The following is a 24,857-nucleotide window of genomic DNA, read 5'->3' as shown; positions in this document are numbered from 1 at the left end:
TTAACTAATTAAACCAATTATTTATGACTAACTTTTTAATTACTAAAAGCAGATCTAAATACTTTAAGAATTTAGGATTCTTAATTCTCATGCTGGTGTTTTCTGCTGCGGTAAATGCGCAAATTACTGTTTCGGGTACTGTATCTGATAGTAGCGGACCAATACCAGGTGTAAATATTATCGTTAAAGGAACCAAAACAAGTACAGTCTCCAATTTTGACGGAACTTATACGCTAACTGCTATTCCTGCCAATAGTACTTTAGTTTTTAGCTTTATCGGATACAAGCCGTATGAAATTGCAGTAAATAATAAAACTAAAATTGATGCTTTATTAGAAGAAAATCTAAATGACTTAAAAGAGGTTGTTGTTATCGGATACGGAACGGCAAAAAGAGCAGATTTAACAGGAGCTATTTCTTCTATATCTAGTTCGGCTGTTACACAATCTGTTGCTACTACTATAGATCAGGTTTTGCAAGGTAGAGCCGCGGGTGTTCAAATACAGCAAAATACTGGTACTCCTGGAGGAAGTTCTTCTGTGCGTATTCGTGGTATCAGTTCTATTACAGGTTCAAACGAACCAATTTATGTAATTGATGGTGTAATTATAGATGGTAATTCGGGTTCAATAAATATAAATCCGCTTGCAGGAATTAACCCAAATGATATTGCTTCCATCGATATTTTGAAAGACGCTTCGGCAACTGCAATTTATGGTTCTAGAGCTGCAAACGGGGTAATTATCGTGACAACCAAAACAGGTAAAAAAGGGGATTTAACTTTAAATTTTGACAGTTATGTAGGTTGGCAGCAAATGCCAAAACAATTGCAAGTTTTAAATCTTAGAGAATATGGAACGCTAAAAAACACTCGTGCAGATTTAGGAATTGTACAGCGTGATAATACTTTTATTAGACCCGAATTATTAGGAGAAGGAACAAATTGGCAAGACGAATTATTTCAAGTTGGTTTAATTCAAAACTACAATTTATCTGCTTCTGGAGGATCAGATACTACAACTTATGCATTAGGAATGTCTTATTTTGATCAGGAAGGAACTGTGATTGGATCTTCTTTTGATCGTCTGACGCTTAGAGGCGTAATTGATTCTCAGATAAAGAAATGGCTTAAAGTTGGAGTAAACATGAATTTGTCTAAAACCAACCAAGTTACTACAGTTACCGATGATTCGGTAATTTTAATCGCTTTGAAGCAAACTCCAAACGTAGCAGCAAGAAATGCAGACGGATCTTTTGATGGACCAGATACAACAGAATTCGTTCAAACCAATCCGTTAGGAATTGCAATGTTGAAAGATAATTATGGAAAAGATTATGGTTTTAGAGGAAATGCTTACGCAGAAATTAGTTTTACAAAAGACTTAAAACTTAGAACGCAATACTCTTTAGATTTAGGTTTTGGAAACCGATATACTTTTAATCCATCTTATACTTTTGGAGCTTTATCAAATGAAGTTAGAGAAGGATCAAGAACAAAATCTACTAGCGAAAACTGGATCTGGACAAATACACTTACTTATAATAAAGTATTTGGAAAACATAATGTGAATGCAATGTTTACTCAAGAACTTCAAGAAAGAAATTGGGAAAACCTTTATGGCTACCGTTCAGGTTATTTAACAAATGGAGCAACAGATTTAAATGCAGGAGATCCTACAACAGCTAGAAATTCAAATGCAAGTTCTACAAATTCTCTTAGTTCTTATCTTGGAAGATTAACTTATTCATTTAATGATAGATATTTTTTAACGGGAACAATCAGAAGAGATGGATCTTCTCAATTTGCTGATGGAAATAAATGGGATTGGTTTCCATCTGCTTCTTTAGCTTGGAAAATCTCAAACGAAGGATTTTTAAAAGACAATCAAGTTATTAATAATCTGAAATTACGTGCAGGATGGGGTATTACAGGAAATTCAAGTGTGCCAAACAATGCATATACTTCTGTTTACGGAACGTCTGCAACGAATTGGGGAAGCGGTCAGATTGCAACCAATACGGCAAATCCAGATTTGAGATGGGAAAAATCGAACCAAACCAATATCGGTTTAGATTTTGGTTTTTTCAATAATAGAATCGAAATTACAACAGATGTGTATTACAAGAAAACAGACGATTTATTATTAAGATTATCACTTCCTGCCTATGTCGGTACAACAGGACAAGGATCTACAGCTCCACCTTATGCAAATATTGGTTCTCTTGAAAATAAAGGTTTTGAGTTTTCTGTCAATACAATCAACATGGAGAGAAAAGATTTTCTTTGGAAAACAAACTTCAATATCTCTATGAATAGATTTAAAGTCTTGAAATTAAACTCAGATTCAGGAGTTTATGATCAGACTTTACAGCAAGGTTCAGATGTAACAGTTGTTACACGTAGTGCTGTAGGACAGACATTAGGACAATTTTATGGTTATAAAGTAATTGGACGTTTTGAAAAAGCAACAGATTTCTATTATAAAGATGCAACAGGAACCGTAAAACCAACTGCATTGCCAGAAGGAATGGTAATTGGAGAAAACGGCGTTTGGATTGGAGATTATATGTTTGAAGATGTAAATAAAGATGGTGTAATCAACGAAAAAGATGCTGGATATATCGGAGATCCTAATCCAGATTTTACTTTTGGGTTTACTAATAATTTTTCATTCAAAGGTTTTGATGTATCGATTATGTTTACTGGATCTTACGGAAATGATGTTTTAAACTACCAAAGACGCTGGTTAGAAAATCCTCGTGAAAACACCAATTTATTGAAATCGGCTTTAGGATATGCGCAATTAGAATTAATCGATCCGAACGGGCCAAACGATTATCGTAACGTTCAAATTGTAGGTGGAGATCCTTATATGCCAAGAATTGGAGCTTCATCAGCATCATCTGCTTCTAACTATCGTTTGAGCAACAGATTTGTAGAAGATGGATCTTTCGTTAGACTTAAAAATATTTCAATTGGATACAATCTTCCTAAAGATTTATATTCTAAATACGGAATCTCAAACATTAAAGTATACTCAAATATGCAAAATGTTTTGACTTTTACAAAATATAAAGGATACGATCCAGAGGTTGGAGCAATCAATCAAAACCAGCTTTTAAATGGTATTGATAACGGACGTTATCCTTCGCCTATGGTAACTACACTTGGATTAACTGTTAATTTCTAAAAAACGCACAATGAAAACAAAGAAAATATTTTACACGGCTCTAATTATTGCATTGCCATTTGTTTGGACGAGTTGCAGCGATATTTTAGAGGTTGAACCAAATGATGTCATTACAAAAGAAAATTTTTATAAAACAGAATCTGATTTTCAGGCTGCAACAGGACCATTATACAATAAAGTTTGGTTCGATTTTAATGATAAATTTTATTACGGTTTGGGAGACGGCCGAGCGGCAAATATGTATGCGCCTTTCTCAGATTACGTTTATCCTTTTACCGATTTAACAGAAACAGGATTAACAGGACCTTTAGTTTCGGCTTGGGGATCATTGTATAATGTTGTACAGCAATCGAATAACGTTATTATCGGAATTTCTGGTAGTTCGTTAAGTGACGCAGTTAAAAACAAATACATTGCCGAAGCTCGTTTTATGAGAGGAACTGCCTATTGGTATTTGGCTTCATTATGGGGAGACGTAATTATCTCGACAGATCCGAGAGAATTGGTTAAAAATCCGATTGTGAATAAAAATCCGCTAAAAGACGTTTACGAATTTTCTATCCGTGACTTAGAATTTGCAGCTAAATATCTTCCAGAATCTGCTGGACAAGCTGGGCGTTTAACAAGATACAGCGCATTCGGAATGTTGTCTCGTGTTTATTTATCATTTTCAGGAATCAGCGACAATCCAAACAGCGGAACTAGAAATCAGCAATATCTTGATTTAGCAAAAAAAGCGGCAGAAAAAGTAATGTCTTCTGGACCATACAGTTTGATGGCTAATTATGAAGATTTATTTATGATTGACAATAACAACAACCCAGAATCGATGTTTGCACTGCAATGGGTTCCAAATGGAGATTTTGGAGTAAATAATACACAACAAGCTTATTTTGCATTAGGTTCTGATATTACTGGAGATGATGCAGCTTGGGGATATTGGACAAGAGCGTCGTATGATGTTTTAAAAGAATACGAATCAAAAGATCTTCGCCGAAGAGCGACATGGATGGCTGATGATGATTTTTATCCAGAAATTAATAAGTCAAATGGTGGGTATACGGTTAATCATAGTAAAGAATTTGTAAACGTAAAAAAAGGAGTTGTAGGATCTACAAAAGACAATTCAAAAATTACCCGTATGAATTCTGCCTTGAATACCAATATGCTACGCTTGGCTGAAGTTTATTTAAATTATGCAGAAGCCGCTTTAGGAAACAATACTTCCACTTCAGATGCTTTAGCTTTAGAGGGCATAAACAAATTGCGTACACGTGCAGGTCTTACTCCAAAAACATCTTTAACTTATGCAGATATTATACATGAAAGAAGAGTAGAATTGGCTATGGAAGGGCAATATTGGTATGATTTGGTACGAAGAGCTTATTACAAACAGCAGGAAGTAATTAACTATGTAACGGGACAAAACAGAGGAGTAATTCAACCTATTCTTTATGATGCTGCTACTAATACTGTTTCTATAGACCCGGCAAGAAGTAGTAGTCCGCATGCAATTGGAGTTATCGATGCGACAATTTTCCTTCTTCCTTACCCTGAATCTGAATTAGTTCAGAATCCATTATTAAGAGAAAATCCTGTTCCGTATCAGTTTACAGAAGAGAAAATAAAAGACTTATTCTAGTTTCATAAATAAAAAACTAAAAGACATAAATATGAAATATATTTTAAATAAAAAGTATTGGGCACCAATTGCATTACTAAGCATGATGGTTTTCGGTATGTTGTTTACTTCTTGCGATAACAACGATTCAGAAGGAGGAACAATTACGATTACAAAGGTATTTTTAGAAGATGTAAATTCGACTGTACCTGATAGAGAAGTTACTTTTGCCCGTTTAGGACAGCTATTGCGTATTGAGGGCTCAGGATTTACAGGTTTAAAGAAAGTATACATCAACGGATATTCGACCTATTTTAATGTCGTTTTTGTATCTAATAATTCGATGTTGGTAAGCGTTTCAGCTGATACTCCAATTTTAGAAGCAGATCCATCAGTTAGAAATACAATTCGCTTTGTAAATGACAATAGCGAAACCACATTTAAATTTGAAATTCGTTCAGGAAAACCTGCTATTTCAAACATTTCGAATACAATGCCAAATCCAGGCGAAACGATTACCGTGTCAGGAAGTGGCTTAACAGAAGTCAGTAAAGTAGTTTTTCCAGGAAATGTTGAAGTAACAACAGGAATTACCTCTGATGAAGATGGCGAATTCTTTATAGTTACAGTTCCAAATGGCGTTTCAGATAATGGAGGTTCATTATTTGTTCAAACTTCAAACGGAGGTGTTTATTCTCCAGCATATTTTAACTGCAAAAGAGGAATTATTTTAGATTTTGATGGAAGAGGAACTCAAGGATCTTGGAGTACTGCTACAATTCCGGGCATGATTGCACCAGCAGATCTTGAATCAGCGGCAGTTGGTACAGGAAATGCTTCACATGGTAAATATGTACCACATCGTCCTGCACGACTTGCTTCTATCGCCCCAGCAACTGGAAGAGCAACAGAAGCTTGGACAGCTGGAACAGGGGTAGATAACTGGAGAACACAATTAACTCCTTTTATTCCAGCTAATACACCTCTTGATAAAGTAGCGTTTCAGTTTGATATCTATGTGCCAGATGCGTGGAAAGATTCTGGTTACTTAAAAATATGTACAGTCAATAATTTTAATGCAGGTACATGGGCAGGAGGAGTTTACAATTATATTCCGTGGCTAGTTGATGGAAAATCAGTCGCTTTTCAGACTACAGGATGGATAACTGTAACCATTCCGTTAAATAAATTTTATCAGTGGTCTAAAGAAGCAGCTACTTTCGAAACTGTTTTGGCTTATCGTGAAGCAGCAACGTATCAAAATTTTGGAATTTGGTTTGAAAATGCCGATGTAAAAATGAAAGACGTTCTAGGAACAGAAAGCGCAGTAGAATTCCCTTCAAAAGCAACTTCTGTAAAAGTGTATACAGACAACTGGAGAATTGTACCATTAGATACGCCAGTTTACAACGATTTTAACTAACATAGCCACAAAATGAAATACAAATATATCATACCAATAATTGCTACATCATTAATGATTTTGTCATCATGCGATGATAATTTGATGGAGTGGGGAAAAGACCCAGAACATGGAGAAATAACAGGAGCAGAGCTTCCATTAGCTTTAGTAGAAAAAATCAGCCGTTATGAGCCATTAAAAGTATATTCTGATTTTTCTTTAGGAAACGGAATCGGAATCAGTTTGTATATGAGCGATGCTGCTTATAGAAAAATTGTAAACGAAAATTTTGATGAGGTTACACCAGGTTACGAAATGAAACACGGAGCAATGGTAAATGCTAAAGGAGAAATTAATTTTACCAATGTAGACGCTTTTATCGCAGCGACAAAAAGCGCTGGACTAAAAGTTTTCGGACACACTTTAATCTGGCATTCCAATCAAAATGCAAGTTATTTAAACGGAATAATTGCACCAACTGTAATTCCAGGTTCCAGTGGAACAAATGTTTTAGATTTAACGCCTATTAAAAGCGGAACATTTACAGGTTGGGCAAGAAACAACCCAGGAAAAGGAATTACAACTGTCGCCAATTCAGGATTAACAAGTACTTCTTCGGCAATTCAGTTGGCTTCTAGTGCTACTTCTTCAGCAGCTTACAATCTTCAGTTAACTTCGCCAAATGTGCCAATTGTGACAGGACATAATTATGAAGTTTCATTCTATATCAAATCGGATGTTGCAGGTAAAGGACGTATTTCATTCAATGCCTCATTAAACAGTCAATATCCATACAAAGATTGGATGAATACTGGAACTGGAACTGAAGCTTTTACAACAACTTCTTCTTGGCAGCAAGTTAAAATTAAATTGGCTCCCGGCGATTTTAAAACGGGAAGTACAACGTTTCAGTTTAATTTAGATCTAGGATATCTTCCAAACGTAACCTATTTAATTGATGCAAATACCTTAGCTGTTGTAGATCTTGATGCTGCAACAGGACCAGTTAATTTAGTTTCTAACGGAACATTTAATTCAGGAATAACAGGATGGAGTAGAGCAAATGGTGCTGCAGATGCTTTAAGCGCAGGAACTGGAGCTGCAAATGTTTACGAAGGAACCGGGTCAATGAAAGTGGTAAACGCTACAAGTACTGCAACAGAACAATGGAGAACTCAAATTCAGACTACTTTTACTTCTGCTTTAGTAGCAGGAAAAAGTTATACCATTTCGTATATGATTCGTTCTGAAGCTAATGGTTCTGTAAGATGTTCAACTACACCAGGAACTGTGGCAAGTTATCAAGGAGATCAAACTACAACGACTACTTGGAAACAAGTAGAATGGAAAATTACAGCAAAAGGTGGAGAAACTGGTTTTGGTTTCGATTTAGGAGGAGCTGCTGGAACATATTATATCGACAATGTTTTAGTAACCGACGGAACATCATCTGGCGGAGGACCAACAGCACCAATTACAATTGAAAAAACAGATGCTGAGAAAACCAAAATTATCGGTGATGCAATGACCGATTGGATTTCTAAAATGATGACACATTACAAAACTGGAGTTTTTGCTTGGGATGTTGTAAATGAACCAATGAAGGAAGACGGAACTTTAAGAAACGGAACTGAAGGCGATACCGCTACAGATTATTTCTCTTGGGTAAAATACTTAGGAAAAGATTACGCAGTTACAGCTTTCAAATTAGCTCGTCAATACGGAAATGCAACAGATAAACTGTTCATCAATGATTACAATTTAGAGTCGAGATTAGACAAATGCGACGGAATAATCGAATATGTGAAATATATAGAGAGTAAAGGAGCAACTGTTGACGGAATTGGAACGCAAATGCACATTGGTCTAACAACAGATAAAGACAAAATTGTTCAAATGTTCCAAAAACTGGCGGCCTCAGGAAAATTAATTAAAATCTCTGAGTTAGATATTAGATTAGGAACTGCAACGCCAACAGTAGCACAACAAGCTTCGCAAGCAGAAATGTATCAATACGTAATCGATATGTACAAAAAATACATTCCTGTTCCGCAACAGTATGGAATTACAATTTGGGGTGTTTCTGATAATGCAAAAGAACATGAATACTGGCTTCCGAATGAATCTCCAAATCTTTGGGACGCAAACTATGTTCGTAAACATGCATACAAAGGTACAGCAGACGGACTTGCTGGAAAAGATGTAAGTTTAGGATTTTCGGGAGAGTTAGTAAAACCTTAATAAATTAAAATCTGTTGAGTAGCAAAAAAGCTTTGTCAAAGTTCTAAATTTTGACAAAGCTCCTTTGTTTATTTTTACTATTAAAACAAAAAGTATGTTTCATAATCTCAAAAAAAGTTTTCTTCTAACAGCTTTATTTTTAATGCATTTTGGGTTTTCTCAAAACATACCTTATCTTCAAAAAAAGGGAAATAAAACACAACTAATTGTAAACCAAAAACCATTTTTGATATGCGGCGGCGAATTAGGAAATTCATCAGCAACAAGTATGGAAAGCATGGAAGCCATTTGGCAAAAATTGGTTGATATGAATCTCAATACCGTATTAACGCCAATTTATTGGGAATTGATAGAACCTGAAGAAGGAAAATTTGACTTTCAATTAGTAGACGATTTGATTCTTCGTGCGAGAAAAGAAAATTTAAAATTGATTTTTCTTTGGTTTGGATCTTGGAAAAATAGTATGTCCAGTCATGCACCGGCTTGGGTAAAATTAAACCAGAAAAAATATCCGAGAGTAAAAGACGATAAAAATAAAAGTCATGAAATTGTAACGCCTTTCAGCGAAAATAACCTTCAAGCCGATTTGAATGCTTTCAAAAAATTGATGAGTCATATTAAAGAATTTGATCAAAAAGAGCAAACGGTTATTATGATTCAAGTTGAAAATGAAATCGGAATGCTGCCAACTGCACGAGATTATCATCCGTTAGCAAATGAAGCTTTTAAAAAAGAAGTTCCAAAAGAATTGTTGCAATATGTTCAAAAAAATAAAGAAAAATTGGTTCCTGAATTTTTAGAAATCTGGAAGAAAAACGGATTTAAAACTTCAGGAAACTGGGAAGAAATTTTCGGAAAAGGACTTCATACAGACGAAATTTTCATGGCTTGGTATTTTTCAAAATTCACCAATATAGTCGCAAAAGCAGGAAAAGATATTTATCCAATTCCGATGTTTGTAAATGCAGCATTAAATGCACCAGAAAAAAAACCTGGACAATATCCTAGCGCAGGTCCGTTGCCGCATCTTATGGATGTTTGGAAAGCCGCTGGAAATACTATAGATTTTTTAGCACCAGATTTTTACAACCCGTCATTCAAACAATGGAATGATTTGTTCACGCGTCAAGGCGATCCATTATTTATTCCCGAACATCGTTTTGATGAAACCGCGCCATTTAAAGGTTTGTATGCAATTGGTCATTATGAAGCAATTGGTTTTTCGCCATTTTCTATCGAATCGATTGTCGATGCCAAAAAAGAACCGCTCGGAAAAATTTACGATTTAGTAAAGCAATTAACACCAACTATTGAAGCTCAAAAAGGACAAGGAAAAATTGACGGCGTTCTTTTAGATAAAGAAAATAATACTCAAATCATTAAAATGGGAGATTACGAATTCACTTTCAAACATGATTATACTTTAAATTGGTCGGATGGAGCAAAAGCTGAGGTTTGGCCAATGTCGAGCGCGATTATTATTGAAATTGCTAAAAATGAATTTTATATTGCAGGTTCTGGAATTGTGGTGACTTTTAAAACTTTAAAAGAAAATTTAAATGCTGGAATTTTAAAAACCGATCAAGGTAGATTTGAAAATGAAGTTTTTAAAACAATAAGACATTTTAACGGAGATCAAACGCACCAAGGTAGACATTTGAGAATTTCTGTTGGCGATTACGAAATCCAAAAAATAAAATTATATAGTTACGAGTAGTTTTTTCGCCACGAATTTCACGAATTGGCACTAATTTTTTTGCAGTTGTCATTAATTTCATAAATTAAAAAATTCGTGAGATTGTAATATTATAGACAAAATATGAATTAGTGTTAATTTGTGAAATTCGTGGCGAAAAAAAACGTGGCAAAAAAATAAATTGCAATGAAAGAAATAATACTAGCATTTCTAATAACCTTTAGCGTCAGTGCGCAAATAAAATTGCCGAGATTAATAAGCGACGGAATGATTTTGCAGCGCGATACCAAAGTCAATATTTGGGGTTGGGCGTCACCAAACGAAAGTATAGAACTTGATTTTAAAGGAAAAAAATACAATACAACAACATCAGAAGATGGGAAATGGTCGATTCAGATTCCGTCACAAAAAGCGGGCGGACCTTATGAAATGACTATAAAAGCAACCAATACAATTGTGCTGAAAAATATTCTTTTCGGTGACGTTTGGCTGTGTTCTGGACAATCTAACATGGAACTTCCGATGGATAGATTGAAAGACAAATACAAAGAAGTAATTGCGAAATCTGAAAATTCAAATATTAGGCAATTTATAGTGCCAGATGAATATTATTTTGAAAAAGAAAGAAATGATTTTTCGTCTGGCGAATGGGTTTCAGCAAATCCAAACAGCGTTTTGCAATTTACGGGCGTTGGTTATTTTTTTGCTGCAGAAATTTATGAAAAGTATAAAATTCCAATCGGATTAATTAATAGCGCTTTAGGTGGATCTCCAGCTGAATCTTGGATTAACGAAGAGGGAATTAAAAAGTTTCCAGACTATTATCAGGAATATTTGAAATTTAAAGACGGGAAACTCGAAAAACAAATCGATGAAAATGATCGTAAAGTAAGTTCAGATTGGTATAAATTAGTAAATCAAACCGATTTGGGTTTACAAAATAAATGGAAAAACACAACCGATATTTCAGATTGGAAAACAATGAATATTCCAGGTTATTGGGCTGATGGAGAACTTGGAAATGTAAACGGTTCAGTTTGGTTTAAAAAAGAGTTTGTTTTAGAAAAAGTAAAAGAAAATCAAGCAAAATTAATTTTAGGACGAATTGTAGATGCCGATTCTGTTTTTGTAAACGGAAATTTTGTGGGAACAACTTCATATCAATATCCGCCGAGAATTTATTCTTTCAATGCTAGTTTTTTAAAAGAAGGAAAAAACGAAATTACTGTTCGCGTCATTAACAATTCTGGAAGAGGCGGTTTAGTAACCGATAAACCTTATGAGTTAATTATTGGCAGTAAAACAATCGATTTAAAAGGAAATTGGAATTATAAATTAGGTTCAAAAATGGATCCGCTTCCAGGACAGACTTTTGTAAGATGGAAACCCGTTGGACTTTATAACGCCATGATTGCACCTTTAAAAAATTATCCGTTAAAAGGAGTTTTATGGTATCAAGGCGAATCAAATACGAAAAAGCCATCAGAATATTTTTCTTTAATGGAAATTCTAATTGACACATGGCGTAGGCAATTCAATCAAGAAAAATTACCATTTTTAATCGTGCAGCTAACTAATTATTTGGATCCAAAATCGGAGCCTGTAGAAAGCAGTTGGGCGGCTTTGAGACAACAGCAATCCAATTTATTAAAAGTTGAAAATACAGGATTGGCAGTTACAATAGATTTGGGCGAATGGAATGATATTCATCCTTTAAACAAATATGATGTTGGAAAAAGACTGGCTCTTCAGGCAAGAAAATTGGTTTATGGCGAGAAAAAAATAATCGCTTCTGGCCCAATTTTTAAATCAATGGAAAAGAAAGAAGATCAGCTTATTTTGAGTTTTAATGAAATTGGAACTGGATTAATAAGCAAAGGAGGAAATATTTTAAACGGTTTTGCAGTTGCGGGTTCAGATGGAAAATTTGTCTGGGCGAAAGCAATTATTGAAGGCAATAAAATTATTGTTTGGAATAATGAAGTTCAAAATCCAGTAAAAGTGCGTTACGCTTGGGCAGACAATCCTGATGTTGCTAATTTGTATAATAAAGAAAATTTGCCTGCTTCGCCTTTTGAGGCAGAATTGAAGTAGTTACAAAGATTTTCTGTAGAGACGCACCGCAGTGCGTCTACATCTAGTATATCGACAAACATTGTATTAGACGCACTGCGGTGCGTCTCTACGATAAACAGACATAAAATCAAATCTGTAGATATTTTAGCCCAATTTTGTCATTTCGAGGAACGAGAAATCACAATAGAAGATCGACAAAGATTTGCGCTTTTTCTTTGCGGAATTGCGCGTGTGATTTCTCCTTCGTCTAAATTGACAAACTTTAGCGTTAAAAAATTACTTCAAATTCTCCATTAACATATTCAAAAAGGCTTTAACTGCTTTTTTCTCATACACTTCTTTCAAGGAAATCAACATCGCAGTTCGGGTCATGTTTTGCCCTTTTATTGGAATCGCGTGCAGATCTTTTTCATTTTCAATTGTCGTTTTGGTTAATATTGTATGCCATTTTCCGGTTTTAATTAATTCTAATAAAGTCGGAATATCATTGATTTCAATCGTAACTTTCGGATTGAGATTGTCTTTTTCAAAAGCTTTATTGATAAACAGCGTCGTACTAAAACCACTCGAAGGAAGTGCCAGTGGCAAAGAACTCACTTCTTTTAGAGAAATGCTTTTTTTATGGATTAAAGACGTTTCAGACGAAGTAACCAATGCCATTGGAGAGGTAAATAATTCTCTGTATTTGAAATGGGCTTCTGAGGCAATTTCTTCGAAAGTCAGAATAACATCAAGTTCAAAATGATTCAATTTATGAATTAATTCCTGAGAAGTTCCAAAAACAATTTCAAATTGAATTTTTGGATATTCTGAACTAAATAAAATCAGCGCTTTGGTAACCACGTGGCGCAATGCATAGGTCACGCCGATAGCAATTTTTCCAGTTTCAAGATTATTCAGGTCTTTAATAAATTGGAGTCCGTCAGAAGCTTTATTTACCGATTGCTGTGCATAAAGAGCAAATAAATTTCCAGCTTCGGTTAGTGTAATTCTTTTTCCGATTCTATTAAAAAGTGGAACTTGTAATTCGTCTTCCAACTGTTTAATTTGTTGTGATAATGTGCTTTGGCTAATATAAAGCGCTGCCGCAGCTTCTGTAAAATTTAGTAATTCTTTTGCTTTGAGAAAATATTTAAGCTGTCGAAGTTCCATTCCTAAATCGGTTTTATCGATTGATTATATCGAAAAATAAGGTTTTACAAATATAGAAAATCTTAAGAACTTTGTACTGTTGTAAAATTACAGACGAAAGAAAAATGAAAATCATAGCTTTACAAGAAGGAAATTACGTGGCAAATGCTCAAAAGGAATTTAAACTTCTAAATGAAAAGACATCAGATTCTGGTTTGAAAATGGCAATTCAGCCTTTTCTCATTATTACCGATAATGATGTCATTTTATTAGATTTTGGTTTAGGATTCGTAAATAATGGAATTCCGTTTATTCACGAGATGCTTCAAAAGAATAATATTAGTTCTAATGAAATAACAAAAGTTTTGGTTTCGCATCTGCATAAAGATCATATAGAAGGAATTGGTTATTTTGAGAACGGCAATTTTGTTCAAAATTTTCCGAATGCAAAGATTTACATTCAGGAACGAGAAATAGATTTTGCTTTAGAACAAATCAATAATCCGTCGTACGTTTTTGAGTTATTAAGTCAATTAAAAAAACTTCCAAATGTTGAGTTATTAAATTCTGACAACGGAAATATAACCAATGAAATCTTTTATGAAGTTTCGGCTGGACATACCAAATTTCATCAAGTTTTCTGGATAAAAGCCGATGATGAAATTGTTTTTTATGGCGCAGATGATTTACCACAAAAAATATATTGGTCCATGCATGTTGCTTACAAAACTGATTTTGACGGAAAACGTGCAAGAGAATCACGCAAGAAATGGGAACAACAAGCAAAAGATGAAAATTGGAAAGTACTTTTTTATCACGATATGAAAATACCAGTTTTTGAATTTTTTGAAGAGAAAATGGAAATTGAGAATAGATGAAAGATTTACAATTAATACCAGCCTTAATTATATATGGTTCTTTGGCGCCAGGAGAATCTAACCATTCGGTTATGAATCCGATTAAAGGCGAATGGAAAAAAGCAATTATTAAAGGAAAACTCCAAGAAGGCGGCTGGGGGTCATCTTTAGGTTATAATGGTTTTGTTTCTGTAAATCTTGAAGAAGCCGAAACTATAAAATGTTATGTACTTTTCTCTGAAGATCTCACAACAAATTGGGATTATCTTGACGAATTTGAAGGTGATGGTTATGTTCGAATTCAGACGGAATATCAATTACAGAGCGGAGAAATAGGAATAGGATATATTTATGCTTTAAAACAATAAAGGAAAATTCAGATTAATTATTTAGTCTGAATTTTTTTTTTGCAGAAAATAAAAGAAACAAAACGCTTTTTACTTTTTCTTCCAAAGAACTGCGTAAAATAGAAAACGCCTTAGTAATTTGTGCTTCAACGGTTTTGATCGAAACATCCAAATGTTCGGCAATTTCAATATTGGTCAATCCTTCTTTTTTACTTAAAATAAAAACCTCTTTGCACTTTGGAGGCAGATTTTGAATTTCTTTGTTGACAGCATTTAAAACACGTTGAAAGGCTTCAGAATCGTCTTCTTGAACAATTCCATTCAAAGCATCATAATATGATTTTTCTAGAGAAAACAAAGATTGATTTTTTCGATACAAATCAATGAACTCATTGTAAACCAATTTATAAAGAAAACTTTTTAAAGAATGATCTGTTTTTAATCTCGTGCGCTGTTCCCAAACTTTAATAAAAACGTTTTGAACAATATCTTCTGCGCTGTAAACATTCTTTACCAGACTATTAGCGTAAACGCAAAGTTTATGGTGATAAGTATCGATGAGATAGGTGTAAGCGGTTTCATCTCCATTTTTAAGAGAATCAATTAAGGTGGTATTATCGCTGTAATCATCAATCTTCATAGAAACAAATATATTAATTTATAAATTTTATGCGTCAAAAACGAGCTGATTTTCTTAAAAATGCTCATTTTATTCATTTTCTATTCGAAATTTATTACAAATAAAAAGGGGAATTAAAATGCAAATGTAATTTATTTAATTTATAAATTCTATAGAATTAATATAGTTTAATTGAGAGAAAAGACTTGTCAAAAATAGAAAAAGCATTAAAATGAAAAAAACTTTATCAAATTGTTAGGGTTTTGTTTTTTGGCTTCGTAATAATATTAAAAATAACCCAAATGACAGAAAAAAAATCAGAGCGATTAATCGTTAAATTTATCACAAATCAGGCTTCAACAGACGAAATTGAGCAACTGACTGAGTGGCTAAAAGAAGACGAAAATCAAATTGTGTTTAAGGATTTTGTAAAAACCAATTACGCAATAGATACGGCTTTGAATTCTTTTGATTCTACTGAAGTCAGAAAACAACTTTCAGAGAGAATTCAAAAAGAAAATAATGTTTTTACAAAAAGAAGATTTTCATCTTATTATAAGTATGCGGCGATTTTAATTATCGCTTTAGGAGGATTTTATTTTTATAAAAATTCTGGTGCAGCTCAAGTTAAACAAAATGTTATTATTCCGAGAGTAGACGAAATTGTTTTACAATTAGGTAACGGATCCTCTGAAACAATTGATACGTCGGAAAATAAAAATGTGACAGATAAAGATGGAAATATCATTGGAAAACAAGAAAAAAACCGATTGATTTATACCAAAGCTTTAGCCGAAGGGGAGTTGGTTTATAATACTTTGAAAATTCCTTACGGGAAAAAATTTGAAGTTCAATTATCTGATGGAACGGTAGTGCATTTGAATGCAGGAACATCCTTACGTTATCCAGTGCAGTTTGTGAGAAACAAAAACAGACAGGTTTATTTGACTGGCGAAGCATATTTTGAAGTAAGTAAAGATAAAGCGCATCCGTTTACTGTTAATGCACAGGAAGTTAACGTTGAGGTTTTGGGAACTAAGTTCAATGTTGATTCATATAATAACAGTGAAAGTACTGATGTTGTTTTAGTTGAAGGTAAAGTTTCACTTTATAAACAGCAGAAAACAAATCAGGTCTATCTGTCTCCAGGATTTAAGGGATCTAATTTAAAAGGTGAAAATGCTATTAAAACAGAACAAGTTAATACCGATTATTACACCGCTTGGGTAAAAGGAAGTCTAGTATTTAAGAATGCTTCGTTTGCTCAGATCATCAAAAAACTCGAACGCCAATATAATGTGACCTTCATTAATAAAAACAAAACTTTAGGGAAAGAGATTTTTAATGCCAGTTTTGATAATGAACCGATTGAAGTGGTCTTGAAATATTTTAGTGATAGTTATAAGATTGATTATCAAATAGACAGAGATAAAATTACTATTAAATAAGTTATTAGTTTGGACGTTAATATTCTAAATCTAAAATATAAATTCAGAAATCTAAAATAAATAAAAGCCTATGTAAGAAAAATCCAAAAATGAAAAGGATCGTTATAAAAAAACCGGAAAATGCGCCAACATTTCCCGGTAGAGTATATGCGGTCAGTTAATTAACCAACCAACATTAAAAAAAACATTTTAAAAGTATGAAAAAACTCTTGAACAGAATCAGGTTTGATAAGCCTTTTTTGAAATTTGATTTGAAAATGAAATTGACCACATTATTTCTTCTAACGGCATTAAGTGTAATGCATGCTGGAACTAGTTATTCTCAAAAAAATAAGATTTCTTTTAATGTCAATAATATGACCGTTGCAAAAGTTATTGAAAGACTTGAGTATACTACAGATTATAGATTTGTTTACAATGTAAGATCTGTCGATTTGAATAGAGTAATCGACGTAAATGCAAGTGAAACTTCGATTGACGTAATTTTGAGTAAAATTTTTAATAATACCAGTACCGATTTTAAAGTATCTGGAAACCATATTATTTTGATGCCCAAAAAACTTGCAGCTGATAAAACATCTGAAGTTAAAAAACCTGAGGCAGATTTTATTGTAAAAGGTAGAGTAACAGACGAAAAAGGAAATCCTCTAGTAGGCGCAGCAATTTCTGATAATGGTTCAGGAAGAGGTGTTCAAACTGATTTTAATGGTGAATATCAGATCATTACAGTTAGTGGTGAAACAACTTTAGCGTTTGCTTATTTAGGATATGTTAGACAAGAGATTAAAGTTGGTGGCAGAAGCGTTATTAACGTTGTCTTAAAAGAAGATATACAGGAATTAGAAGGAGTAGTTTTAAAAACTGGTTATCAGGATATTTCTTCCGAACAAGCTACAGGATCTTTTTCTAGTTTAAAAGCTAAAGATTTTCAAGAACAGCGTTTAAGCAGTTTAGATAAAATTTTAGAAGGACGTATCGTTGGATACCAAAATGGCAAAATTCGTGGAACCACTTCTATGAATGGTTTAACTACTCCATTATACGTAATTGATGGCTTTCCTATAGAAAATACAAAATTTAATCAATATTTTAGTTTAGAAGAAAACCTTCCGAGCCTAAACTTAGAAGATATTGAAACCATTACTGTCCTTAAAGATGCAGCAGCTTCCTCTATTTATGGAGCTCGTGCAGCAAATGGTGTAGTGGTAATTACAACAAAAAAAGCAAAAGCAGGAAAAATAAATATTTCTTTTTCAAGTAATATGACTGTTACTCCTTACAGAAATTATACAGGAAATCTAACAGATGCTGGTGATATTATTAGTTTAGAAAGAGGTTGGGCAACTGGAAATCCTAATTTACAAGGAGCAAATGCTGGAACTTATGCGCAATCTTTATTAAACAATGCTGTATTTACTAGTTTAGGAATGCAGACAATATTAAATGGTTACGCTGGTAAAACTTCAATGACAGAAATGAACAGCCGTCTTGATGCACTTGGAGCGCAAGGATACAAATATTATGATGATATTGCTAAATATGCCAAACGTGATCAATATTTTATTCAGCATAACATAAGTCTAGGTAAAGCAACAGAATCTAACGCTTTTAATGCTTCTTTAACGTATAAAGGAAATAAATTTGAAGATAGATATTCTGATAATCAATCTGTGGGAATTAATTTGAAGAATTCAACAGATATTACAAGCTGGTTGTCGTTAGATTTGGGGACTTATATTAATTATGGTGAGAGCGATACTCAAACTTATGATGCTTTTTCTCCACAATTTAAATATCAGATGTACAATCAATTAGTAAATAACGATGGTTCTAATTTTACTTCTACAGCGGCGTCTCGATATAATAATTTCACATTGCAATCCATGCAGACTTATGGTCTTTATAACATGGATATTACGCCAATAGATGAATTGGGAAGAAATATAAATAAAACTAAAAACTTCTTAAACAGAACTTTTGCAAAATTTAATGTAAAGTTTAGTAATGCTTTTACTTATAATGCAATGTTTCAATATGAATATGGTGTAGATCGCGGTAGTTTATTAAAAGATAAAGAATCATTTGAAGTGAGAAGTAAGGTAAATGGTTTAGTTACTATTGATAGCAATAACAAAGCGGTTTATAATTTGCCTTATGGTGATATCTTAAAAGAAACCAATCAATTTTCTAATGCTTACAACTTCCGTCAGCAATTAAATTTTGATCAGACTTTCAATAATGTACACGACGTAACTGCAATTGCAGGTATGGAAATTCGTCATTCAAAAATAGAATATGGCGATAACACTCGTTATGGTTGGGATGAGCAAACGTTGTCATTTGCACCAGTAAATCAAGCAGATTTGCTTAAAGTTTATGGCTCTGTTTTTGGAGGTTATATGAACCTGAATGAGTTCTCTGCAGAACGTGAGTTAGTAAACCGCTATGTATCTTTTTACGGTACAGGAGGGTATACTTATAATAGAAAATACTCTGTAACCGGAAGTTTGCGTTGGGACCGTTCTAATCTTTGGGGTACTGATAATAAATATCAAAATAAACCAACTTGGTCTGCAGGAGCTGGCTGGAATATTGATAAAGAATCATTTTTTAATGTAGATTGGATTGATGGACTTAAGATTCGTGCATCATATGGTATTGGAGGAAATGTAGCCAAAGATTCTGCACCTTACTTAACAGCTAGTTATTATGCTAATCCAAATGTCGGAGGAAATCAGGGATATGTTAATCAGAGACCAAACCCAGAATTGTCTTGGGAAAAAACTACAACAACTAACGTAGGTATTGATTTTGCATTCTTTAAAAATAGATTAAGCGGAACTTTTGATCTTTACAACAAAAAAGGACAGGATTTATTAGCAAATAGTAACGGAATCCCGACTGAAGGATTTGGATATTCTACCTATAAAATTAATAATGGAGAAATGACCAACAAAGGTATTGAAACAACTTTAAGAGGAACTATTGTAAAAACTCCTTCATTCTCTTGGGATGCGTCTGTTTTATATGCTTACAACAAAAATAAAGTTGACTTTGTAAAAGTAAAAGCTCCAGTATACTATCTACAGTTAGACTATCCTTCTGCATATCCTAGAGTTGGTAATAACTACAATACTATTTACGGTTACAAATGGGCAGGTTTAAATGAAAAAGGATTGCCACAGGTTTATAATGCAGCAGGCGAAAAAGTAATATACAATCCAGCCGATTTAGATGCTGTTCATGATTATGGCTCAACTGTACCAACACACAGTGGTTCATTTCATACTTCAGTAAACTATAAAAATTTCTCTCTTTCTGCGCTTTTCATTTACGAGTTAGGGCATAAAATTAGAAATACATTTTTACCAATGTTGCAGAATGATTATAATGGAGCTTTAGGAAGTTATGTTACTAATATTACAACTGTAAATAAAGATATTGTAAATCGTTGGCAAAATCCAGGTGACGAAGCTTTTACCAATATACCACGTGCGGTATACGAATATGAAGCAGATTTTACATCAGATTCTCGTGATATTTATCGTTATGCAGATATTAATATTTTGGATGCATCAAACATAAGATTAAGCAATGTTTCGCTAGCCTATCAAATGCCTTCAGCTATTGTAAAAAGAGTAAAATTACAAGATATTCGTTTTAATTTGAATGCTGAAAATGTATTTACAGTAGCCAAAAGCAGAGATGCTAAATATCTTTTAAATGGCTTTCAATCTCCAAGTTTAGTTTTTGGTGTTAACATTAATTTCTAATCTAAAAAAGACTACACTATGAAAAATATATATATAAAGATACTTTGCGTATTAACATTAGGTTTAACTTTTGCATCTTGCAATGATTATTTGGATGATGCACCAAAAGGATCTAAAATACCAACAACATTAGCTGATTATGAGGCTTTTATTCGAGATGAGTATACCAATCAAAGCGTAAACGTTGATCAGGCATTAAACTTGATGAATGATAAATTTATTGATATTGCCACTCTAGCAGCTCAGCGCTTGACGAAAGCTAATTATATGTGGGACGAAACTGCAGATCGTATTCAGTTAAATCAGGCAGACGAAAGTACGTATTACAGAAGTTATATGGGTATTGCTACTTTTAATTTGATTATTTCAAATGCCTTAAATACAACTGAAGCAACTGAAGATCAAAAACGTATACTTTGGGCTCAAGCAAAAATTTTGCGTGCTATGTCATATTATAATCTTGCTAATTTTTATGCAGAAACTTACGTAGCTTCAACTGCTACTACAAAATTATCTGTGCCATTGATTACAAGTGCAGATATAAATGCGCCGAGTAAACAAGTAAGCATTCAAGAAATGTACGATTTTATTTTAGCAGATGTAAAAGATGCATTGCCTTATTTGCCAAAGGTTTCGCAAACTGCTTTGCATCCAAATTTAGGAGCTGGTTATGCATTTTATGCACGTGTTTACTTGCAAATGAATAATTATACAGAAGCTCTTAAATATGCAGATTTGGCTTTGGTCGAAAATAATAAATTATACGATTGGAATGCTTATTACATTGCTAATAAAGCTGTAATTGATGTTGCAAATTCATACACCAATACACCATCTCCAATGGGATACACTTATGTCGAGAATTATACTTTCCGTCATGGTGCAACAACTTATTTATCTACAGAATATAGTATACCTGTAGAACGTGCGCAAAGTTTTGAAGTTGGAGATGTCCGTTTCAAATCACGTTGGAAACTTAGAACTGTTGGTGCAGATACCTATTACAGAAGAACTTTATCTGGTATGTTCAATTATGGTGGAATTACAACTGTTGAGGTATATTTGATTAAAGCAGAATGCCTTGCTCGTGCAGGACAAATTAGTCAAGCATTAACAGTTTTAAATACCGTTCGTAAAACACGTATTCAGCCGGCTTCGTATCAGGATATTGCAACGACTGATAAGACGACAGCTTTGAATGCTATTTTTAGAACTAAAAACAACGAACTTATTTTAACGCTGATTCCATTTGCAGATGCAAGACGTTTAAATGCAGAAGGTATCTACAAAGTAAGTTTCACTAAAACAGCAAACGGAACAACTTATACATTAAAATCAGATTCTCATTTATGGACAATGCCTTTCCCGCAAGGAGCAACGCAAAATCCAGGAAACGGTACAATTACACAAAACGTATCAAAATAACAACTCAAAAGCTTCCTAATTAGGATTCCCCGAAAGGGAAGCTTTTTTAAAATATCAATCAAAAATGAATACAATTAAATATAAAATAATAGGGTTGTGTATCTGTTTGTTTACGATTTCAAACAGCAGTACTGCACAAAAGAAAAAAGCAACAGCGCCTCCAGCATCTTCTTATACAATTGAAGGAAATGTAACGGGTCTTGAAGATGGAACAGCTGTAAAATTAATTCCTGGCGCAACGCATTCTTCAGAGTCGCCAGTTGCAGAAACAACTTTAAAAGATGGTAAATTTACTTTTACAGGAAAATCAAATGAACCAAGATACTTCTACATAACGTTTGGGAAAAGCAAAGGAATGATACCCGTAATGGCTGAAAATGCAAAAATTAAAGTTACAGCAGCTGGAACTGTTTCAACAGACGAAGGACAATGGATTGTATTTAAAGATGTAGTGGTTACAGGTTCAAAATCGCATGATTACTATAAAAAAGAAACTGCTTTTAAAGAGGAGTTAGACAAAGATTATACAGCTTATCACGTGGGAATTGACGAATTAAGCAATAAAGTAGGTAAAGCCAGAAAAGAAGGAAACAAAAAAGTGCTAGATTCTCTTTACGCTACGGAACAATGGAAAACTTTTGAAGCAGCGGAAAAGGCATTTTTTACAAAAGTTGAAAAAACAACAAAAGATCTGATTGCTAAGCACAAAGCAACTTGGTGGGGACCATTTTTCATGATGACAAATTACAGCTATTTCACACCGGACCAAAAACCAATGTTCGATCAGTTTTCAGAAGTGGCAAAGAAAAGCTATTACGGACAAGTTTTAGATAAAGATTTGAACCCGAAATCTTTAATTGGAACAAGCATTGCTAATTTCAATTTGAAAGATAAAGACGGAAAACCTTATAATGCAAAAGATATTGTAGCAGGAAAAAAATATATTCTGGTAGATTTCTGGGCTTCTTGGTGCGGACCTTGCCGTAAAGAAATTCCAAATCTGAAAACGGCTTATGCAGAATATGCAGGTAAAGGTTTTGAAATTTTGAGTATCTCAATTGATAAAGATGAAAAAGCTTGGCAAAAAGCTTTAGGTCAAGAAAATATGCAATGGCACAATCTTTTAGATGATGACAAAGTAAGTAAATCATTTAATGTAAAAGCAATTCCAGCAACGTATTTAGTGGATAGTAAAGGTGTAATTATCGGCGACAATTTAAGAGGTGCAGAATTGGAAGCGAAATTAAAAGAGCTTATGAAATCGTAATTAATTTTTCAGTCGCGGTTTTCAGTCACAGTCGAAAATTAGCACTGAAAACGTAAACTGAAAAGCGAATAATATAATAATAAAAAAATATCAACATGAAGAGTACAATTTTAAAATCTAGTTTATTCGCATTGGCGATGGCAACGGCATTTACTTCTTGTGCAAAAAAAGAAGGTTACACAATCAACGGTACTATTGCTGGTTTAGATAAAGGAACTGTTTATCTGGAATATGCAGATGAAAAAGGCGATAAAAAAATCATCGATTCTGCTGAGGTAAAAGAAGGTGCATTTTCTTTTACAGGAAAAACAGCAGAACCTTTATTTCATACGCTTAAAATTAAAGGACAGGAATATGGCGCTTATTTTCTTTTAGATAATGAAGATATTAAAATTGAGGCTAAAAAAGATTCTGTTTTTAAAGCAAAAGTAACGGGCTCTCCTCAAAATGATTTTTATAAATCGTATTATGATAATGAATTTAAAAAAATACAAGCAGTTGCGGGTCCAATTTACAAATTATCTGATTCGTTAACTCAAAGCGGAAAAGTAAAATTGACAACTGAGCAGCAAGCGATGATGGATAAAAAATGGAAAGATCTAGGCGCTTTAGCGGATGATCTAACAGATAAATTCATTAAAAAAAATAAAGATAATTTAGGAGGAGCATTAGTAATTGAGGACCGAATTGTTTCTTACGGAACTCCAGAGAAAGTAAAAGAATATTACACAATTTTATCTCCAGAAATTCAAAAATCATTCTACGGAAAAAGATTAAAAACGGCTATTGATCTTAATGATAAAACTGCTGTTGGTGTAGTTGCGCCTCAATTCTCTCAAACAGATGTAAATGGAAAAGTGGTAAAATTATCAGATTACAAAGGCAAATATGTTTTAGTGGATTTCTGGGCAAGCTGGTGCGGACCATGCCGTAAAGAAAATCCGAATGTGGTTGTGGCTTACAAAACGTACCATGATAAAGGTTTTGATGTTTTGGGAGTTTCTTTAGATGATAAAAAGAACCTTTGGGAAAAAGCAATCGAAAAAGATGGTCTAACTTGGACTCATGTTTCAGACTTAAAAGGATGGCAGAATGAAGCTGCTGTTTTATACGGCGTAAAAATGGTGCCAACAAACTACTTAATTGGACCTGACGGAAAAATCGTTGCTAAAAATCTTAGAGAAGCTGAGCTTCAATCTAAATTGAAAGAAATTTTCAGTAAATCATAGATTAGTATTCAGTCTCAGTTTTCAAGTCTCAGCGAAAACTGATCCCGATAGTTATCGGGAGTGACTGAGACTGGAAACTAAAAAAATATCATAAAAACATGAAAAAACACATCCTTCTGGGCTATTGCTCACTAGCTTTCTGCACCCTTATTTCAGCGCAGAATAAATCGGTTAACTTTAAGAAAATAAAAGAATTAGGCGGAATAGAGGAATATCTTTACCAGCCAAACGGCATGAGTGTTCTGCTTTTGAAGGACAACGCTTCGCCAGTTGCAACCGTACAGATTGTATATCGCGTGGGGTCTAAACATGAGGTTTTAGGAAATACGGGATCGACGCATCTTTTGGAACATTTAATGTTTAAAGGAACGCCGACTTTCAATAAAAAGAACGGAAACACGATTACGGACGTTCTTCAGAATACTGGAGCGCAGCTGAATGCAACAACCTGGTATGACAGAACCAATTATTTTGAAACGCTTCCTAGCGATAAAATCGAACTGGCACTTCAAATTGAGGCCGACAGAATGCGAA

16 protein-coding genes are annotated in these 24,857 nt (G+C 33.7%); 14 read left to right on the top strand and 2 right to left on the bottom strand.

Translation table 11 applies throughout. The features are described from left to right. Positions 1-23 precede the first annotated feature (23 nt). From LL966_RS22510 to LL966_RS22485, 6 genes are all read left to right on the top strand, one after another. Positions 24-3,191: a SusC/RagA family TonB-linked outer membrane protein gene (locus tag LL966_RS22510; RefSeq protein ID WP_229356437.1), complete on the top strand. Its 3,168-nt coding sequence runs from the start codon at positions 24-26 to the stop codon at positions 3,189-3,191. A 10-nt stretch (positions 3,192-3,201) separates the two neighbouring features. Next, on the top strand, positions 3,202-4,833 hold the full coding sequence (locus LL966_RS22505) for a RagB/SusD family nutrient uptake outer membrane protein (protein ID WP_229356435.1): 1,632 nt from the start codon (positions 3,202-3,204) through the stop codon (positions 4,831-4,833). Positions 4,834-4,864: 31 nt separating this feature from the next. After that, a complete protein-coding gene (locus tag LL966_RS22500; RefSeq protein ID WP_229356433.1) occupies positions 4,865-6,235 on the top strand; it encodes a glycan-binding surface protein in 1,371 nt (456 codons plus the stop codon). A 12-nt stretch (positions 6,236-6,247) separates the two neighbouring features. After that, positions 6,248-8,455 (top strand): endo-1,4-beta-xylanase, encoded by a 2,208-nt coding sequence (locus LL966_RS22495; protein WP_229356432.1) that lies wholly within the window; start codon positions 6,248-6,250, stop codon positions 8,453-8,455. Between the two features lie 94 nt (positions 8,456-8,549). After that, positions 8,550-10,172 (top strand): GH35 family beta-galactosidase, encoded by a 1,623-nt coding sequence (locus LL966_RS22490; RefSeq protein ID WP_229356431.1) that lies wholly within the window; start codon positions 8,550-8,552, stop codon positions 10,170-10,172. Positions 10,173-10,337: 165 nt separating this feature from the next. Next, positions 10,338-12,245 carry a sialate O-acetylesterase gene (locus LL966_RS22485; protein WP_229356430.1) on the top strand — a complete coding sequence of 636 codons (1,908 nt, stop codon included), beginning with the start codon at positions 10,338-10,340 and terminating at the stop codon, positions 12,243-12,245. Positions 12,246-12,503: 258 nt separating this feature from the next. Here LL966_RS22485 and LL966_RS22480 read toward each other — a convergent pair whose 3' ends face one another. Beyond that, positions 12,504-13,379 carry a LysR substrate-binding domain-containing protein gene (locus LL966_RS22480; RefSeq protein WP_229356429.1) on the bottom strand — a complete coding sequence of 292 codons (876 nt, stop codon included), beginning with the start codon at positions 13,377-13,379 and terminating at the stop codon, positions 12,504-12,506. A gap of 104 nt (positions 13,380-13,483) precedes the next feature. Between LL966_RS22480 and LL966_RS22475 the strand changes: the two genes are divergently transcribed. Together LL966_RS22475 and LL966_RS22470 are read left to right on the top strand one after the other, a co-directional pair. Beyond that, a complete protein-coding gene (locus LL966_RS22475) occupies positions 13,484-14,236 on the top strand; it encodes an MBL fold metallo-hydrolase (RefSeq protein WP_229356428.1) in 753 nt (250 codons plus the stop codon). Next, positions 14,233-14,583 carry a gamma-glutamylcyclotransferase family protein gene (locus LL966_RS22470; RefSeq protein WP_229356427.1) on the top strand — a complete coding sequence of 117 codons (351 nt, stop codon included), beginning with the start codon at positions 14,233-14,235 and terminating at the stop codon, positions 14,581-14,583. Before LL966_RS22475 ends, LL966_RS22470 begins: the two co-directional genes overlap by 4 nt. Positions 14,584-14,596: 13 nt before the next feature. Here the strand turns inward: LL966_RS22470 and LL966_RS22465 are convergent, their stop codons facing one another. Beyond that, positions 14,597-15,202 carry an RNA polymerase sigma factor gene (locus LL966_RS22465; protein WP_229356425.1) on the bottom strand — a complete coding sequence of 202 codons (606 nt, stop codon included), beginning with the start codon at positions 15,200-15,202 and terminating at the stop codon, positions 14,597-14,599. Positions 15,203-15,483: 281 nt separating this feature from the next. Here LL966_RS22465 and LL966_RS22460 point away from each other — a divergent pair, with 281 nt between their 5' ends. From LL966_RS22460 to LL966_RS22435, 6 genes are all read left to right on the top strand, one after another. Next, on the top strand, positions 15,484-16,629 hold the full coding sequence (locus LL966_RS22460; RefSeq protein WP_229356423.1) for a FecR family protein: 1,146 nt from the start codon (positions 15,484-15,486) through the stop codon (positions 16,627-16,629). 197 nt (positions 16,630-16,826) lie between these two features. Further along, positions 16,827-20,402 (top strand): SusC/RagA family TonB-linked outer membrane protein, encoded by a 3,576-nt coding sequence (locus LL966_RS22455; protein ID WP_229356421.1) that lies wholly within the window; start codon positions 16,827-16,829, stop codon positions 20,400-20,402. Positions 20,403-20,420: 18 nt separating this feature from the next. After that, positions 20,421-21,827 carry a RagB/SusD family nutrient uptake outer membrane protein gene (locus tag LL966_RS22450; RefSeq protein WP_229356419.1) on the top strand — a complete coding sequence of 469 codons (1,407 nt, stop codon included), beginning with the start codon at positions 20,421-20,423 and terminating at the stop codon, positions 21,825-21,827. Between the two features lie 64 nt (positions 21,828-21,891). Next, positions 21,892-23,094 (top strand): TlpA disulfide reductase family protein, encoded by a 1,203-nt coding sequence (locus LL966_RS22445; RefSeq protein ID WP_229356418.1) that lies wholly within the window; start codon positions 21,892-21,894, stop codon positions 23,092-23,094. Positions 23,095-23,189: 95 nt separating this feature from the next. Beyond that, positions 23,190-24,323, top strand: coding sequence for a TlpA disulfide reductase family protein (locus LL966_RS22440; RefSeq protein WP_229356417.1), 1,134 nt, complete (start codon positions 23,190-23,192; stop codon positions 24,321-24,323). A gap of 98 nt (positions 24,324-24,421) precedes the next feature. Beyond that, positions 24,422-24,857 (top strand): M16 family metallopeptidase (locus LL966_RS22435; protein WP_229356416.1); only part of this gene is annotated, 436 nt, incomplete at its 3' end.

Source organism: Flavobacterium chungbukense (genome assembly GCF_020805785.1).
Taxonomy (GTDB): Bacteria; Bacteroidota; Bacteroidia; order Flavobacteriales; family Flavobacteriaceae; genus Flavobacterium; species Flavobacterium chungbukense.
This window is presented reverse-complemented; position numbering and strand designations above follow the sequence as displayed.